The sequence below is a fragment of the Mesorhizobium sp. M1066 genome (genome assembly GCF_040318635.1).
Taxonomy (GTDB): Bacteria; Pseudomonadota; Alphaproteobacteria; order Rhizobiales; family Rhizobiaceae; genus Mesorhizobium.
On record NZ_JAMYMR010000011.1, the window covers coordinates 81,191 to 98,164 of the forward strand.

The window sequence follows — 16,974 nt, forward strand, 5'->3', positions numbered from 1 at the left end:
TTTTCCTCCCTGCCCCGCGCTTGGACGCGCGGGGGCAGCCAAAATTTCGCCCGTTCACGCTTGCAACGCAACCCCATATGTGAAAATACTATTTACAAAAGAAGATTGACGGGAGGAAACGTCTTGCATTTCGACGCCTTGATGCGTTTTTCGACAGCTATGACGTGCCCCATGCAGGGTTGGCGGTCCTGGCCATGAACGATTTCACGCCCACGGTCGGCGTCGCCTCGACGCATCCCAAGAACATGCCCGAAGAGCATGCCGCGCTGCCGGTGTGGAACGCCGAAAACTGGTTTTATGAGGACTGGCCGGTCGGCCAGAAAATCCGCTCGTTGCGGCGCACCATGGCGGAAGGCGACAGCCATTTGTTCAACACGCTGGTGCTCGACATCCACCCTTATGTGCAGGACCAGATGTTTGCCGAGAGCGAAGGTATTTTCGGCAAGCGGTTGATCGCCGGCGCCTTTGTCTTCTCGGCTGGCCTCGGGTTGGTCGCCACCAATTGCATCAACGCCTTTTCCTATGGCTACGACAGGCTCCGCTTCATAAAGCCCGTCTTCATTGGCGACACGATCTATTCGATCCGCTCCAACCTCGACAAGACACCCCGCTACAAGGAGATGGGGCTGATCCGCGCCAGCTATGAGGTGTTCAAGGGCGAAGGCGAACTCGTTCTCTACTGCGAACACCTGCAGACGGTGAAGTATCGCAACCCGGCCGACTTCGTCGGCAAGACGGAGAAATAGCATGCCGGCAGCAGCCAAATTGCCGCTCGCCGGTCTCGTCGTCGTCGACATGAGCCAGTTCCTGTCCGGGCCCTATTGCTCGCTCAGGCTGCTCGATCTCGGCGCCCGCGTGATCAAGATCGAGCGTCCGGATGGCGGCGACCTGTCGCGCCGGCTCTATCTCAGCGACACCGAGATCGGCGGCGATTCCACCATCTTCCACGCCATCAACCGGGCCAAGGAAAGTCTGGCCATCGACCTCAAGAACGAGGCCGATCTCGAGGCGTTGCGCGGCCTCCTGGCCAGGGCTGACGTGCTGATCCAGAATTTCCGGCCGGGCGTCATCGAGCGGCTCGGCCTGGACTATGAAGCGGTCCGCAAGATCAATCCGCGGCTGGTCTATGCCTCGATCAGCGGCTACGGCGAGGATGGGCCATGGGTCAAACGGCCCGGCCAGGATCTCCTGGCGCAGGCGCGTTCCGGCGTGATGTGGCTGAACGGCGACGAGGATCAGGGACCGGTGCCGTTCGGCCTCGCCATCGGCGACATGCTGGCTGGTGCCGCCTGTGCGCAGGGCATTCTGGCCGCACTGGTGCGGCGCGGCATCACCGGTCAGGGCAGCCACATCGAAACCAGCCTGCTGGAAGCGCTTGTCGATTTCCAGTTCGAGGTGCTGACCACGCATCTCAACGACGGCCGCCGCCTGCCCAGGCGCTCCAGCTTCCGCAGCGCGCATGCCTACCTGTCGGCGCCTTACGGCGTCTATCCGGCGAAAGACGGTTACCTCGCCATCGCCATGACGCCGATCCCCAAACTGGCCGATCTGCTGTCGCTTGGCGAACTCGCACCCTATCGCGACAAGCCCGCATCCTGGTTCACCGCGCGCGACGACATCAAGGCGATCGTCGCGCAGCGGATCGTCACCAAAACCATCGACGAATGGCTTGATATCCTCGAGCCGGCCGACATCTGGTGCGCCAAAGTGCTGACCTGGCCCGAGATGCTGGCAAGCGAGGGGTTCCAGTCGCTCGATATGCTGCAGACGGTGACGCGCGAGGATGATGTCTCGATCCTCACCACGAGTTCGCCGCTCCGGGTCGACGGCATCAGGGCCAAGGTCGACCGGGCAGCACCACGCATCGGCGAGCACAGTGCCGCCATCCGCGCGGAGTTCGGCCTGTGAGCGTGCCCAAGCTCAGAGGCATGACCTGGAGCCATCCGCGTGGCTACGATCCGATGATCGCCTGCTCGGCGCTGTGGCAGCAGAAGACCGGTACTGCCATCGAATGGGACAAGCGCTCGCTGCAGGACTTCGAATCCTTCCCGGTCGAAGAACTGGCGCGCGCCTATGATCTCATCGTCATCGACCATCCGCATGTCGGCCAGATCACCGCGGAGCGTTGTCTCGAGCCGCTGGATGTCACCGGCCGCGAGGCGGAGCGCACAGCCCTTGCCTCGGGCAGCGTCGGCCAGTCCTATCCGAGCTACAACTGGCAAGGACGGCAATGGGCTTTCCCGATCGATGCGGCAACCCAGGTCCAGGCATGGCGGCCGGATGCGATCGGTGCGCCACCGGCGCGCTGGAGCGAGGTGCTCGATCTCGCCCGGCAAGGCCGTGTGCTGCTGCCGCTGCGGCCGCCTCACGTGTTGATGGTGTTTTACACATTCGCAGGCAATCTCGGCCGTCCTTGCACCACCGATCCATCCCACGATCTGATCGATGTTGACGCCGGTAGCGAAGTGTTTGAAGCAATGCGCGAGATTGCGGCGCTCGTTGATCCGGCTTGCTTGGAGATGGATCCGATTGCCGTCTCGGAGCGCATGGCGGAGGCCGGTTCCAGGTTCGTCTGCGCGCCACTGATCTATGGCTATGTGTCCTATGCGACGGCTGGCTTTCGGGCGAACCCGCTGGCCTTTGCCGATGTTCCGGTCATCGGTTCCGGCGGCCCGGTCGGTTCGGCGCTCGGCGGCACCGGCATAGCGGTTTCAGCCTTTTCCAAAGCCAGGGATGCCGCGATCGACTTTGCCTATTGGGTCGCGAGCGGCGATGTCCAGCGCGGCCCCTATGCCGCCGCCGGCGGCCAGCCCGGCCATGCAGCGGCCTGGGAAGATCAGGCCGTCAATGAAGCGACCGGCGACTTCTATCGGGATACGCGCGCGACGCTGGAGGGCGCATGGGTGCGGCCACGCCATGACGGCTACATGGCGTTCCAGCAGGCCGCGTCCGAACGCATCCTTTCCGGCATGACATCCCGGCACAAGGCCGCCCAGGTCGTTGCCGATCTCAACCGCCTGTTTCGGGAAAGTCCCCTGGTGCAGGTGTCCGGCGCTGCCGGTGGAGGAGCCTGAACGAAACCGAACGGAGGAGAACAAGATGACAGCAATGATCCGCGGCCTGCTGGCCGCAACCGCGCTTACCTCGCTTGCAACGACCGCCTTTGCCCAGGATGTGCAAGGCGTCATCGGCGGGCTGCCGACCGAACTCAAGGCGCAGTATGACGGCGCGCCCCAGAAGGTGCTGCCTTCGGCCTGGGACAATTTCACCGCGCCGCCGAAACCGTGGAAGTGGTGCCACTCGGAATCCTACCAGGGCAATCCGTGGCGGGTCACGGTGACCAAGGAGTTGAAGCGCCTTGTCGACGGGCTGATCGCCGACGGCACCGTCTCCAGCTTCGAGGTGTCTGATTCCAACAACGACGCCAGCCAGCAGATCAACCAGATCCGCGCCTTCATCGACAAGAAGTGCTCGATCATCACCTCGATCCCGGGCTCGGCGACGGCACTCGATGATGCCATCGACGCTGCCGCCAAAGCCGGCATTCCGTTCATCACCGCGGCCGGCTCGGTGACCAGCCCCAACGCGATCAATGTCGATTCCAACTATGCGCGCTGGGGCTATGACATGATGACGGCGATCGGCAAGGCGCAGCCGGACGGCGCCAGCATCCTCCTGGTCGAAGGCATTGCCGGACACCCGATCGTGGTGCAGGAGCGCCAGGGCGCGGACAAGGCGCTGGCCGAAAACCCGAAGCTGAAGATTTCGCGCAACGTCAACGGCAACTGGACGGCCAACGTCACCAAGACCGTGGTGCTGCAGGCGATCGCCACCAACCCGGCGCCGATCGATGCGGTGTGGACGACCGGCAGCGAAAGCCGCGTCGTCGCCGAGGCCTTCGCAGAAGCCGGCCGGCCGGCGCCATTGATCACCGGCTCGATCACCGGCGATGCTTTGGGCTACTGGAAGGCTAACCCCGACAAGTACCGCTTCGAAGGCCATGCGGTGCTGCCGCACTGGACCGCGCAGACGCTGTTCCGCGTCGGCGAGCGCATGCTCGACGGACAGAAGCCGAAGCTGAACACACTGCTGATCCCGATCCCGCCGGTCCACACCGCCGATCTCGGCGCCTGGTACAAGGACTGCATGACGACGGATGCCGTGTCGATCTTCCCGATCCCGCCTACGGATCCGATGCCGGAGGAATGGCTCGACGCCTATTTCTCGAACCCGGCGCCGACCAAGGGCTGGGATTATTCGAAGGTGCCCGATGCCTGTGCAAAGTGACACCTGCGCAAAGTGACGCCTGCTAATCTCTCAACAGGCCGGCTCCTTCGGGAAGCCGGCCTGCCAGCATCGAAATGCGACATGCTTGAAATCAAAACCATATCCAAACGCTATGGCGAGACGATCGCGCTCGCGGACGCATCGATCGCGTTTCGGGCGGGAACCATCCACACGATCCTGGGCGAGAACGGTTCGGGCAAGAGCACGATGGTCAAGCTGCTGTCCGGCATCGTCCAGCCGGACAGCGGCGTGATCCTGCTGCACGGCAAGCCATTTTCTGGCGCCAATCCATCGGCCTTCCAGGCGCAAGGCTTCGCCACGGTGTTCCAGGAGGTGCTGATCGCGCCGGATCGCAGCGTCACCGACAACATCCTGCTCGGCCTCGACGGACTGGTCCGGCGTGCCGTTCCCCGTCATGAGCGCCGTGACCGGGCGGAAGCTGCGCTGAAGCGCTTCGCGGTCACCGACGTCCCCCTCGACAAACCAGCCGGCCTGCTGCCGCTCGCCGCGCAGCAATTGGTCGTCCTTGCTCGCGCGATCGTGCGCAACCCAAAGATCCTGATCCTCGACGAGGTCACCGCCGCGCTCGACTTCGCCGATCGCGAATCGGTGTTTTCGTTGATGCGTGCGCTTGCCGGCGAAGGCTGCCTGATCCTGTTCATCACCCATCGCATGGACGAGGTGATGTCGCTTTCGGATCGCATCTCGATCCTGCGGGGCGGCAGCGTGGTGCGCACCGAAGAGCGCGGCGCTTCCACGCCGGCGGAACTTCTCAAGGCGATGGCGCCACGTACCGCTGCGGAATTGGCCCATGGCTGATCGCACTGCTCTCGATTTTGGTGGTCTTGCCGTTCGCGAACTCGTCATCGCGCCTGGCGCCAGCCCGATCACGCAGGCAATCGCTCCAGGTGAGATCGTCGGACTTGCCGGCCTCGATGGTCATGGCCAGGAGCTGTTTCTCAAGATGCTTGCCGGCCTGGAACCGTCGCATGGCGGCTCGATCGAACTCGGTGCATCGGGTGCGTCCCGCAAGATCACCGGGTTTCGCAAGGCCGTCGCCAGCGGCATCGCCTATCTGCCGCGCGACCGACGCGCCAACGGCATTTTCCCGACGCAGTCGGTGCTCGACAATTTCGCCGTTTCGACCTTGTCGCGCGACACACAGCTCGGCCTGATCAGCCCGGCGGCGCGCAAGGCGCGCTACGACCTCTATCGCGAAAAACTCTCGATCGCCGCACCCCGGCCCGATGCGCCGATCACCACTCTTTCGGGCGGCAACCAGCAGAAGGTGCTGTTGGCGCGTGCCTTGGCGCTGGAGCCCGCGATCCTGCTCCTCAACGATCCGACGCGTGGCGTCGACGTGGCGACGCGGCATGTGCTCTACGACGTGTTTCGCGGGCTGGCGGCCGACGGGATGGGGCTCGTCATCCTGTCCAGCGAAATCGAGGAGATTCTTCTCCTGTGCCAGCGCGTGCTGGTGTTCCGTGAGAATGAAGTCGCGGCCGAGATCACCGGCGACGCGCTCACCACCGACGGCGTGATATCAGCCATGTTCGGACGTGCGGCATGAACCCTGTTGCGCGCTTCCTGCCCCTTGGGCGAAATTTCGGCTTCGCGGTCGTGCTGCTGGTCGTGCTGCTTGCGATTAATCTTATTCTCAGCCCCGGACGGTTCCAGCCTGGATCCTGGGGCGCGCTGGTCGGATTGGCGGCGCCCTTGATCGGTGCGGCCATTGCGTCCACGCCTGTCATCCTCGCCGGGCGTGGCGGCATCGACATCTCGGTCGGGCCACTGATGGGCTTCGTCAATGCTTTTGCGATCCAGGTGCTGTTCCTCGGCGCCGGCATCTCATCGCCCCTGGTGCTTGTGCCGTCGGCGCTGCTTGTCGGCGCGCTGGTGGGTGCTGCGAACGGCTTCCTGGCGACAATCGTGCGCATCCAGCCGATCGTCGCGACGCTCGGCACCTATCTGATCCTCACTGGTGTGACGCTGACGATCCTGCCCGCACCGATCGGCCCCGCGCCGGCCTGGCTCAAGGCACTGTCCGGCCCGCTGTCGATGCTGCCGCTGGCGTTGATGTTCATTGTCTGGTGGCTGGTGCAGCGCACCCCTTACTACGACCAGTTGATGGCGGTGGGCAGCGACGACCGGGCCGCCTACACCGCCGGCGTCGATGTCACGCGCGTGCGCTTCATCGCTTACGTCATGACCGGCATCCTGGGCGGATGCGCCGGGCTGATGCTGACCGCGCTGATCGGCTCGGCCGATCCCAATATCGGGCCGACCTACACGCTGATCGCCATCGCCGCCGTCGCGCTCGGCGGCGTCAGCCTTGCCGGCGGCCGTGGCGGCGTCGCCGGTGCAGCCATTGGCGCCATCGACATCTTCCTGCTGCAAAGCGTGCTGACGACGTTCAACGTCTCGACCTTCGTGCTGCAGATCGCCTACGGCGCCATCCTGGTGCTGGCGGTGATGCTGACGGCTTTGCAGGAACGCCTTGCCATGAGGGGGCGCTGATATGTCTTTCCACGAAAACCTGTTCGCGACAACCAAAGCGCGCGTCGTCGGCGCCTTCTGCGTCGCCGCCCTTCTGCATCTCGCCGGCACGATCCTCATTCCTGGCTACTCCGCGCCGTTTGCCATACGCGCCATGCTGGTGCTCGCCTCGCTGCTCGCCGTGGCCTCGATCGGGCAGACGCTGGTCGTCATCATGGGCGGGATCGATCTGTCGATCCCTTTCGTCATCGGCTTTGCCAATGTCGTGGCGGCGCAGCTCTATGGCGACGGCTGGAATTTTGCCCTGGTCTGCGGCCTCGTCGGTGCGCTGGCGCTCATCATCGGCGGGCTGAACGGGCTGATCTCGCGCAGCCTCGACATCCAGCCGCTCATCGTCACGCTCGGCATCGGCATGGTCGTGCAAGGGCTGGTGCTGCTGTGGACAGCCGGCTTCCCGTCGGGCTCCGCGCCGCAAGCGGTTTCCAGCTTCGTGTCGATCGGCGGATCGGCCGGACCGCTGCCGGTGCCGTGGCTGGTGCCGAGCCTGGTCGTGCTGGCAGCACTCGTCGTGCTGGTGCTGGAGCGAACGCCCTATGGCCGCCGGCTTTACGCGCTGGGCAGCAATCCGGGCGCGGCGCCACTGGCGCTGATTGACCCGGTTCGCATGTGGGTCATCACCTATGCGGCAAGCGCTTTCTTCGCCGCCGTGGCAGGGGTGCTGCTGCTCGGCTTCACCGGTTCGGCCTATGGCGATGTCGGCCAGCCTTATCTGTTCCAGACCATCGCGGCGGTCGTCGTAGGAGGCGCAGCACTTGTCGGTGGCCGGGGAAGCTATCTCGGCACGATCGCCGGCGTGCTGGTGCTGACCGAGATCAACACGCTGCTGATCGGCCTCGGCTTCCAGCCTGCAGCGGTGCAGGCCGCGCTCGGTTTCGTCATCGTGCTGCTGGTTTCGCTCTATGGCCGCGAACGGCACGTCTCGACAACCATCTGAAAGGACCAGTCAGTCGAGCCGCCACAGCTTGCGGGCATTGCCGGACAACAGCCTGTCGCGCTCGGAGATGCTGCAGCCCGAGAGCAATGCATGGGTCGCCGCCACCCAGGTCGACAGGCCGCCGCCTAGCGTGCAGACCGGCCAGTCGCTGCCCCAGACGACACGGTCCCAGCCGAATGAATTGATGGTGTGCTCGACGTACGGCCGCAACGTCTCAACCGTCCAGCTGCCGGCGTCGGCATAGGCGACTACACCGGAGATTTTGGCCATGACATTCGGGCGCCGGGCGATGTCGCTCATATGCTCGCGCCATGGATGTTCGCTCTTGCCTTTGATGTCGGGGACGCCGCAATGGTCGAGGACGAACGTCACATCGGGTGCCAGGTCGGCAAGCACGATCGCCCTGGGGATCTGGTGCGGCAGCACGACGAGATCGAAGGTCAGGCCGGTGCCGCCAAGCCGCTTTATGCTGGCGCGAAACACCGCACCTTCCGAGAGCTCGTCGGGCACGACGTGGAGGACGCGGCGAAAGCCTTTTACGAACGGGTTTGCACGCTGCCGTTCGAGATAGGCCGCGAAGTCCCCTTCCTCAGGACGGCAGGACGCGATCACCCCGGCCAGCATGCTGCCGGACTGGCGTGACAGTCCTTCCACACGAGCGGTCTCGGCTTCGATGTCGGCCGCATCGACATCGACCTCCATATGCAGCACACGCCCTACGCCGACACGCTGCGCCTCCGTCGCGTAGTCTTCATAAGAGAAATCGCGGTTGAGCGCCGGCACGCCGGTGAGCCAGGGATAGCGCAAGGTCGAGCGATCGATGAGATGCAGATGGGTGTCGACGATCATGGCGGGCTCCTCCTCCGAGCGTTTTCAAATCATCTCACGGAGGAATTCTTCATTCAAATAAGAATTCATGCCGATGAGCCGACCGCCGACCCGGCAAGGTGCGACAGCTTTTCGCACGTGACCAGCAGCAGCTCGATCGTCCTGGTTATGTCGGGCGCGGAAGGCGCATTGACCACGGTGATGTAGGGTATCGACAATGCGGCGATCGCCTTGCCGTCGGAACTGCGCACCGGCGCGGAGAGATTGAAGACGCCGGCAGTCTGCATCGAGGCCATCATCTCGTAGCCGCGGTCACGTATCTGGTCGAGACGGGAAAAGAACTCGGTCGATTGCGCCGTCTTGTCGGTGCTGCGGACGTGTTCGGAAATCATCATCTGGCGCTCTTCCGGTGAGCGGAAGGCGAGCAGCACATGTCCCGAGCCGGTGTCGAACAGACTGATATGGGAGCCGACCCGGATCGATATGCCCCAGTAGTTCGGTGCTTCCTGCTGGCCGATGACGACGGCAGAACCGCGATCAAAAACAACCAGTTGGTTAGCCTGCTGCGATGTCTCGGCAAGCTCACGCATCAGCGGCGTCGCATAGGAGACCAGCCGCCGTACCGGCGCGTGCAACTGTGCCAGACCAAACAGCTTGAGCGTCAGCGAATAGCGGTCGCCGTCGAGGCGCGTGACGTAGCCGCGCCGCACCAGCCGGTCGAGCATGCGATAGAATTCGTTAGGGCTGCGGTCGAGTTTCTTGGCGATTTCTGCCTGGGTCAGGCCGCCGTCGACGCCCGCCAGCAGTTCAAGGATATCGAGCCCCTTGTCGAGCGCCGGCGCGCGATAGCGCTCGTCTTCGCCGTCGTCCATGGGCTCATCCTCCAGTGAATTTTACCCTTCATATACGCAGGAACGTGCGCGGCGGAAACAAATTTCGCCTTGACGTGTTTATGAATGTTTTGTTTGTATATGAATGTAGCACTTCTTGTCATCAGACGAGTTGCGGTCGCCGCGGAGGCGGCACCAAGGGAGGATACCAATGAACAGACTGCTGTCCGGCGTGTGCGCCGGTGCATTGTTGCTCGCGTCAGGTGCGGGCGCTGCCCTTGCCGGCGACCTGCCCGGCAAGTTCGAAGGCGTGACCGTCGACGTGAAGCTGATCGGCGGCCAGCAATATGAAAAGCTCTACGAGCGCATTCCCGAATGGGAGAAGGCGACCGGCGCCAAGGTCAACATCCTGACCAAGAAGAACGGCTTCGACATCGACAAGGAGCTCAAGTCCGACATCGCCTCGGGCAGCACCAACTGGTGCGTCGGCTGGAACCATTCGTCGTTCGCGCCGCAATATACGGGCCTCTACACCGACCTCAGCAAATTGCTGCCCAAGGAAGAGATCGACGCCTTCGTGCCGTCGACCATCAAGTCGGCAACCATTAACGGCAAGCTGGAGATGCTGCCGCGCGCGCAGTTCGACGTCTCGGCGCTCTACTACCAGAAGAGCCTGTACGAGAACGCCGACAACAAGACCAAGTTCAAGGCGAAATACGGCTATGATCTGGTGCCGCCGGATACCTGGAAGGAAGTCACTGACCAGGCCGAATTCTTCGCCAACCCACCCAATTTCTACGGCACGCAGTTCGCCGGCAAGGAAGAGGCGATCAACGGCCGCTTCTATGAGATGGTCGTCGCCGAGGGTGGCGAGTATCTCGACAGGGACGGCAAGCCGGTCTTCAACTCCGAGGCCGGCATCAGGGCGCTCGACTGGTTCGTCAACCTCTATAAGGCCAAGGCCGTGCCGGCCGGAACCACCAACTATCTCTGGGACGATCTCGGCCAGGGCTTTGCGTCCGGCACCGTCGCAATCAACCTTGACTGGCCGGGTTGGGCTGGCTTCTTCAACGATCCGAAGTCGTCAAAGGTCGCCGGCAATGTCGGCGTGAAAGTCGCGCCGAAGGGTTCGTCCGGCAAGCGCACCGGCTGGTCCGGTTTCCACGGCTTCTCGGTGACCGAGAACTGCCCCAACAAGGAGGCCGCCGCTTCCCTGGTGTGGTGGCTGACCAACGAGGACAGCCAGAAGCTCGAGGCCGCCGCAGGCCCGCTGCCGACCCGCACGGCCGTGTGGGACTGGGACCTGAAGCAGGCCGAAAACGATCCTTACAAGAAGGAGGTTCTTACCGCCTTCCAGGAAGAGGCCAAGCACGCCTTCGCCGTGCCGCAGACGCCTGAATGGATCGAGATCTCGAACGCCGTCTATCCCGAATTGCAGGCGGCGATCCTCGGTGACAAGACCTCCAAGCAGGCACTGGACGATGCGGCCGCCAAGGCGACGCAAATCCTCCAGGACGCCGGCAAGCTCTAGAAACGGGCTCCCAGGGCTGCCTCCCCCATCGGAAATGGGGGAGGCGATCGTGTTTCGCGGCCAGCGATTTACGCTAACCCATCGCCCCCGGCCCACTCACGGCCGTCCAAATGCAAACACCTCAAGGATTCTGATGAAGGGCTTCAAGCCATCCGCGCCATTCCTGCTGCTGCTTCCGGCCATGATCGTGCTGGCGGCGGTGGTCGTTGTGCCGTTGCTGTTGTCCCTTTACTCCAGCTTCACGCCGTTCCGCCTGACGCGGCCCGAAACGTTCTACGTCTTCATCGGCATTCGGAACTATCTTTCGATCCTGTCCAACACTGATTTCTGGTGGGCGTTCGGTCGCACGGTGCTGCTGCTGACCATCGCGCTCAATCTCGAAATGCTGCTTGGCCTTGGGCTTGCCATGCTGGTCGAGAAAGCGACACGCGGCCAGCGCATCCTGCGCACGCTGATGATGTTTCCGATGATGTTTTCGCCGATCCTCGTCGGCTTCCAGTTCAAGTTTATGTTTAACGACAATATCGGCCTGGTGAACAATGCCTTGCAGTCGCTCGGCATCACCAGGGACGCCATACCGTGGCTGATCGAGGGCCATCTCGCCTTCATCGCCATCTCGATCGCCGAGATCTGGTCGTCGACGGCGATCTTCGCCATCCTGATCCTCGCCGGCCTGCTCGCCATGCCCAAGGAGCCGATCGAGGCGGCGCGGGTCGACGGCTGCACGCCGTGGCAGACATTCCGCTATGTGACGTGGCCGTTCGTCATGCCCTTCGCCTACATCGCCATGACCATCCGTTCGCTCGACGTGGCGCGCGCCTATGACATCGTCAAGATCATGACCGATGGCGGACCGGCGGGCCGCACGGAACTGCTTTGGACCCTGGTGGTCCGCACCGCCTACAGCGACGGGCGCATGGGCATGGCCAACGCCATGGCCTATTTCTCGATCCTGCTGTCGATTGCCTTCACCGTCTACTTCTTCAACAAGCTCGCCGCGGCGCGCACGCAGATCGGTGCGGAGTGGTGAAGATGGACGAGAATTCTTCCGCCCGCCTGAAGCGCCGGCTGCTGGGCATCGTCTATCGCATCGGCCTGTTCCTGGCGATGCTGACGATCTGCCTGCCGGGCCTGTGGATCGTCATCTCGTCGCTGCGGCCGGCGGTCGAGATCATGGCCAAGCCACCGGTGTGGATCCCTCAGGAGATCTCGTTCGACGCTTATGTCGCCATGTTCTCAGGCATCGGCAAGGGCGGCATCCCTGTCATCGAATATTTCCGCAACTCGCTGATCATCTCGGTGACCTCGACAGTCATTGCGGTGGCCATCGGCATGGCCGGCGGCTATGCCTTCGCGCGCTACCGCTTCCGCGGCAAATCCAGCGTCTTCCTCAGCCTGATGCTGACGCGCACCGTGCCGGGCATTGCGCTCTCGCTACCGCTGTTCTTCCTCTATGTGCGGCTTGGCATCATCGACACGCATTTCGGGCTGATCCTTGCCTATGTCGCGCTCAACGTGCCGTTCACGATCTGGCTGATCGACGGCTTCTTCCGCCAGGTGCCCAAGGACCTCGCGGAGGCGGCGCAGATCGATGGCTGCACGCGCTGGCAGGCGTTCTGGCAGGTCGAGTTCCCGCTTGCCGGACCGGGCATCGCTTCGGCCGCCATCTTCGCCTTCCTGACCTGCTGGAACGAGTTCGCGCTGGCCTCGCAGCTGACCCGCTCGGTGAGCGCCAAGACGCTGCCGGTCGGCCTGCTCGATTACACGGCCGAGTTCACCATCGATTGGCGTGGCATGTGCGCGCTGGCCGTGGTGATGATCATTCCGGCGCTCACCCTCACCTACGTCGTCCAGAAACACCTTGTCGGCGGCCTGACCTCCGGCGCGGTGAAAGGCTGATACCATGGCAACCGTTACCCTCACCAAGCTGACCAAGCGCTACGGCAACATCGGGATCGTGCACGGCATCGATCTCGACATCGCCGACCGCGAATTCATCGCGCTGGTCGGCCCGTCCGGCTGCGGCAAGTCGACGACGCTGCGCATGATCGCCGGGCTGGAAGAGATCAGTGCCGGCTCGATCGAGATCGGCGGGCGCGTCGTCAACGACCTGCCGCCGCGCTCGCGCAACATCTCGATGGTGTTCCAGTCCTATGCGCTCTATCCGCACATGACGGTGCGCGAGAATCTCGGCTTCTCGCTGAAGATCGCCGGTGCCGCCAAGGAAGACATGGACCGCCGTGTCGCCGAAGCCTCGGCCATCCTCGGCCTCGACACGTTGCTCGATCGCCGCCCCTCACAACTGTCCGGCGGTCAGCGCCAGCGCGTCGCCATGGGCCGCGCCATCGTGCGCGATCCAGACGTCTTCCTGTTCGACGAGCCGCTTTCCAATCTCGACGCCAAATTGCGCACGCAGATGCGCACCGAGATCAAGAAGCTGCATGCCAAGGTGCAGTCGACGGTGATCTACGTCACCCACGACCAGGTCGAAGCGATGACGCTGGCCGATCGCATCGTCATCATGCGCGACGGCCATATCGAACAGGTCGACACGCCCGACGAGGTTTTCCGGCGGCCGGCAACCCGCTTCGTTGCCGGCTTCATCGGCTCGCCGCCGATGAACCTGCATGAGGCGACGATCGATGACGGCCAGATGGTTTTCGCCAGCGGCGAAAAGCTGCCGCTGCCCGGCCAGTTCAAAACCAATGTCGCCACCGGCGACAAGATCGTGTTCGGGCTGCGGCCCGACGACATCTATCCAACCGGCCATGGCATCAGTTCCGGTGGCGCGGCAGACGTACACCAGATCGAACTGCCGATCACGGTGACCGAACCGCTCGGCAACGAGACGCTGGTATTCGTCGAATTCAACGGTACGGACTGGGTGTCGCGCATGCTGAACCCGAGGCCACTGCGGCCGGGCGAGCGGGTCGCCATGAGCCTCGACATGTCGCAGGCGCACCTGTTTGCCACCGAGACCGGAAAGACATTGCGGAGCTGATCGGCATGGCCAAAATTGAGAAAGTCGACCTTCGGATGGTGGACCTTGTGCCCAAGGTCAAGCGCACCGACGCCATCCAGAGCTTCGTCAGCCAGGAAACGCCTATCGTCACCATCACCGATTCCGACGGTGCGGTCGGCACCGGCTACAGCTATACGATCGGCACCGGCGGCTCGTCGGTGATGCGGCTGTTGTCCGACCATCTGGTGCCGCGCCTGATCGGCCGCGACCCCGACATGATCGAGGCAATCTGGCACGATCTCGAATTCGCCACGCATGCCACGACCATCGGCGCGATCACCGCCATCGCGATTGCGGCGATCGATACCGCGCTGTGGGATCTGCGGGCCAAGAAACAGAACCTGCCGCTGTGGAAGCTCGCCGGCGGTGCCAAGGACCGCTGCCCGCTCTACACGACCGAAGGCGGCTGGCTGCACATCGAGACGCAGGCTCTGGTCGACGATGCGCTCGCCGCAAAGGCCAAGGGCTTTCGCGGCTCGAAGGTGAAGATCGGCAGGCCACACGGTTCGGAGGATCTTGCGCGCCTGTCGGCGGTGCGCAAGGCGGTCGGCGACGGCTATGAGATCATGACCGACGCCAATCAAGGTTTTTCGATCGACGAGGCGATAAGGCGCGCGGCAAGGCTGCGCGAGCTCGACCTCGCCTGGATCGAGGAGCCGCTGCCGGCCGACGACATCGACGGGCATGTGCGGCTGTCGAACTCGACGCCGACGCCGATCGCGATCGGCGAGTCGCTCTACTCCATCCGCCATTTCCGCGAATACATGCAGAAAGGTGCCTGCTCGATTGTGCAGGTCGATGTCGGCCGCATCGGCGGCATCACGCCCTGGCTCAAGATCGCCCACACGGCGGAGGCCTTCGACATTCCGGTCTGCCCGCATTTCCTGATGGAACTGCATGTCAGCCTGACCTGCGCTGTTCAGAACGGCCGATATATCGAGTATATTCCGCAGCTCGACCAATTGACCGGCAAGCGTATGCGCATCGAGGATGGCCAGGCGCTGGCGCCCGACGACCCGGGCATCGGCATCGATTGGGACTGGGACGCGGTCAAGGCCATGAGCATCGCCGAATTCACCACGGCGATCACGAAATAGGAGACAGGCATGCAGCGGATGGGGATGATTCTCGGCGTGAAGCCGGAAAAGGTCGAGGAGTATGTCCGCCTCCACGCCGCCGTCTGGCCCGACGTGTTGACCATGATCTCGGCCTGCAACATCAAGAACTATTCGATCTACCTGAAGCGACCGGAGAACTTGCTGTTCAGCACGTTCGAGTACCACGGCACCGACTACGAAGCCGACATGGCCAAGATGGCCGCAGACCCGAAGACGCAGGAATGGTGGGCGGTCTGCATGCCGTGCCAGGAGCCCCTGGCGACGCGCAAGGAGGGCGAATGGTGGGCAGCGATGGACGAGGTCTTCCATCATGACTGAAGGCGGCTTCGACCCTGCCTTGCTCGTCCAGTCATGGCCCAAACCTTCGACGCCCCGGCCGATCGTCACCTTCGGCGCCGGCTCGATTGTCGGTGACGCACATTTCCCCGCCTACCGGAAGGCCGGCTTTCCCGTCGCTGGGCTCTATGATCCTGACCATACCAGGGCTGAAAAGCTGGCCAGCCAATGGGGTGTGACAGCCTTTCGCTCGGTCGAGGAAGCTGCCGCCGTCGATGGTGCGATCTTCGACCTCGCGACGCCGCCCTCGCGTCATGCCGATGTGCTGAAATCCTTGCCTGACGGCGCCGTGGCGCTGATCCAGAAGCCGATGGGCAGCAACCTTGCCGAGGCGACCGCGATCCTCGAGATCTGCCGCGCCAGGAAGCTCCATGCGGCGGTGAACTTCCAATTGCGCTTCGCGCCGATGATGCTGGCGCTCAAGGATGCCATCGCCAAGGGCTGGCTCGGCGAGATCGTCGACTTCGACGCCTGGCTGGCGCTGGCGACACCGTGGGAGCTTTGGGAGTTCCTGCTCAAGGCGCCGCGTGTCGAGATCGCCATGCATTCGATTCATTACCTCGACCTGATCCGGCAATTGCTCGGCGATCCCAAGGGTGTGCACGCCAAGACGCTCGGCCACCCCAACCATGCGGTGGCGCAGACGCGCACCAGCGCCATTCTCGACTATGGCGACACCGTGCGCTGCGCGCTGTCGATCAATCACGACCACAAATTCGGCCGCCGGCACCAGGCCTGCGAGTTCCGCATCTGCGGCACCGAGGGCGCCGCCTATCTCAAGCTCGGCCTCAATCTCGACTATCCCACAGGCGAACCGGATATTCTGGAGATCTATCCGAAGGGCGGGACGGACTGGATCGCAGTGCCCTTGGCCGGTGAGTGGTTTCCCGACGCCATCGTCGGCCGCATGGCCAATGTCCAGCGTTTTGCTACCGGAGAAGATGCTGCGCTGATCAGCCCGGTCGAAGACGCGTGGAGCACGATGGCGCTGGTCGAGGCGGCGTATCAATCGAGTGCGGCGCCGGCAACGCCGATCGCGGAAAGGCCCTGATGGAACAGGTCCAGTATTTCGAGGACTACGAGATCGGCTCTTCGCGCCTCACCAGCGGCCGCACCATCACCGAGACCGACTTCATCGTCCATGCCGGCCACACCGGCGATTTCTTCCCGCATCACATGGACGCCGAGTTCATGAAGACGACGCCATTCGGCCAGCGCATTGCGCATGGCACTCTGGTGTTCTCGGTCGGCATCGGGCTGACGGCAACCGTCATCAACCCTGTCGCCTTTTCCTATGGCTACGACCGGTTGCGCTTCATCAAGCCGGTGTTCATCGGCGACACGATCCGCACGCGAACCACAATTGTGGCCAGGGAAGACGACCCGAAGAGGCCGGGGTCGGGACGGGTGATCGAGCGCTGCGAGGTGATCAACCAGCGCGGCGAAGTGGTGCTGGCGGCCGACCACATCTACATCGTCGAACGCAGGCCGGCGCAGGGCTGAAGCCCATCGCATGCCCATGAGCCACGCCG

At 63.4% G+C, this 16,974-nt stretch carries 18 protein-coding genes; 16 read left to right on the forward strand and 2 right to left on the reverse strand.

Annotated features, from left to right (window positions below):
- Positions 1 to 194: 194 nt before the first annotated feature.
- The 8 genes from NKH52_RS16875 (at position 195) to NKH52_RS16910 (ending at position 7,777) form a co-directional block, all read left to right on the forward strand.
- Complete coding sequence (locus NKH52_RS16875; protein ID WP_352731456.1) at positions 195 to 746, forward strand: MaoC family dehydratase; 552 nt, start codon at positions 195 to 197, stop codon at positions 744 to 746.
- 1 nt (position 747) lies between these two features.
- The gene (locus tag NKH52_RS16880) at positions 748 to 1,908 is read left to right on the forward strand and encodes a CaiB/BaiF CoA transferase family protein (protein ID WP_352731459.1); all 1,161 of its coding nucleotides are present in this window, start codon (positions 748 to 750) and stop codon (positions 1,906 to 1,908) included.
- A gap of 20 nt (positions 1,909 to 1,928) precedes the next feature.
- Positions 1,929 to 3,074, forward strand: a complete 1,146-nt coding sequence (locus tag NKH52_RS16885; RefSeq protein WP_502908048.1) for an extracellular solute-binding protein — start codon at positions 1,929 to 1,931, stop codon at positions 3,072 to 3,074.
- A 25-nt stretch (positions 3,075 to 3,099) separates the two neighbouring features.
- Complete coding sequence (locus NKH52_RS16890; RefSeq protein ID WP_352731464.1) at positions 3,100 to 4,287, forward strand: ABC transporter substrate-binding protein; 1,188 nt, start codon at positions 3,100 to 3,102, stop codon at positions 4,285 to 4,287.
- 81 nt (positions 4,288 to 4,368) lie between these two features.
- Positions 4,369 to 5,106 (forward strand): ATP-binding cassette domain-containing protein, encoded by a 738-nt coding sequence (locus tag NKH52_RS16895; protein ID WP_127291252.1) that lies wholly within the window; start codon positions 4,369 to 4,371, stop codon positions 5,104 to 5,106.
- Positions 5,099 to 5,857 (forward strand): ATP-binding cassette domain-containing protein, encoded by a 759-nt coding sequence (locus NKH52_RS16900; RefSeq protein WP_352731467.1) that lies wholly within the window; start codon positions 5,099 to 5,101, stop codon positions 5,855 to 5,857. Before NKH52_RS16895 ends, NKH52_RS16900 begins: the two co-directional genes overlap by 8 nt.
- Positions 5,854 to 6,804, forward strand: a complete 951-nt coding sequence (locus tag NKH52_RS16905; protein WP_352731468.1) for an ABC transporter permease — start codon at positions 5,854 to 5,856, stop codon at positions 6,802 to 6,804. The genes NKH52_RS16900 and NKH52_RS16905 overlap by 4 nt, the downstream gene beginning before the upstream one ends.
- Position 6,805: 1 nt before the next feature.
- Positions 6,806 to 7,777 carry an ABC transporter permease gene (locus NKH52_RS16910; protein WP_352731470.1) on the forward strand — a complete coding sequence of 324 codons (972 nt, stop codon included), beginning with the start codon at positions 6,806 to 6,808 and terminating at the stop codon, positions 7,775 to 7,777.
- A 9-nt stretch (positions 7,778 to 7,786) separates the two neighbouring features.
- Here the strand turns inward: NKH52_RS16910 and NKH52_RS16915 are convergent, their stop codons facing one another.
- Positions 7,787 to 8,626, reverse strand: coding sequence for an amidohydrolase family protein (locus NKH52_RS16915; RefSeq protein ID WP_352731472.1), 840 nt, complete (start codon positions 8,624 to 8,626; stop codon positions 7,787 to 7,789).
- A 65-nt stretch (positions 8,627 to 8,691) separates the two neighbouring features.
- Positions 8,692 to 9,477, reverse strand: a complete 786-nt coding sequence (locus NKH52_RS16920) for an IclR family transcriptional regulator (protein ID WP_352731474.1) — start codon at positions 9,475 to 9,477, stop codon at positions 8,692 to 8,694.
- A gap of 169 nt (positions 9,478 to 9,646) precedes the next feature.
- Between NKH52_RS16920 and NKH52_RS16925 the strand changes: the two genes are divergently transcribed.
- The 8 genes from NKH52_RS16925 (at position 9,647) to NKH52_RS16960 (ending at position 16,945) form a co-directional block, all read left to right on the forward strand.
- Entirely contained in the window at positions 9,647 to 10,966 is a 1,320-nt protein-coding gene (locus NKH52_RS16925) for an ABC transporter substrate-binding protein (RefSeq protein ID WP_352731476.1), read from the forward strand.
- 133 nt (positions 10,967 to 11,099) lie between these two features.
- A complete protein-coding gene (locus tag NKH52_RS16930) occupies positions 11,100 to 11,996 on the forward strand; it encodes a carbohydrate ABC transporter permease (RefSeq protein ID WP_352554902.1) in 897 nt (298 codons plus the stop codon).
- Between the two features lie 2 nt (positions 11,997 to 11,998).
- Positions 11,999 to 12,865 carry a carbohydrate ABC transporter permease gene (locus tag NKH52_RS16935; protein ID WP_352554903.1) on the forward strand — a complete coding sequence of 289 codons (867 nt, stop codon included), beginning with the start codon at positions 11,999 to 12,001 and terminating at the stop codon, positions 12,863 to 12,865.
- Between the two features lie 4 nt (positions 12,866 to 12,869).
- Positions 12,870 to 13,967, forward strand: a complete 1,098-nt coding sequence (locus tag NKH52_RS16940) for an ABC transporter ATP-binding protein (protein WP_352731478.1) — start codon at positions 12,870 to 12,872, stop codon at positions 13,965 to 13,967.
- A 5-nt stretch (positions 13,968 to 13,972) separates the two neighbouring features.
- Positions 13,973 to 15,085: a mandelate racemase/muconate lactonizing enzyme family protein gene (locus NKH52_RS16945; RefSeq protein ID WP_352731480.1), complete on the forward strand. Its 1,113-nt coding sequence runs from the start codon at positions 13,973 to 13,975 to the stop codon at positions 15,083 to 15,085.
- A gap of 9 nt (positions 15,086 to 15,094) precedes the next feature.
- On the forward strand, positions 15,095 to 15,424 hold the full coding sequence (locus NKH52_RS16950) for an L-rhamnose mutarotase (RefSeq protein WP_352731482.1): 330 nt from the start codon (positions 15,095 to 15,097) through the stop codon (positions 15,422 to 15,424).
- Positions 15,417 to 16,493, forward strand: coding sequence for a Gfo/Idh/MocA family protein (locus NKH52_RS16955; RefSeq protein ID WP_352731484.1), 1,077 nt, complete (start codon positions 15,417 to 15,419; stop codon positions 16,491 to 16,493). The genes NKH52_RS16950 and NKH52_RS16955 overlap by 8 nt, the downstream gene beginning before the upstream one ends.
- Positions 16,490 to 16,945: a MaoC/PaaZ C-terminal domain-containing protein gene (locus NKH52_RS16960; protein WP_352731615.1), complete on the forward strand. Its 456-nt coding sequence runs from the start codon at positions 16,490 to 16,492 to the stop codon at positions 16,943 to 16,945. The genes NKH52_RS16955 and NKH52_RS16960 overlap by 4 nt, the downstream gene beginning before the upstream one ends.
- Positions 16,946 to 16,974: the final 29 nt, after the last annotated feature.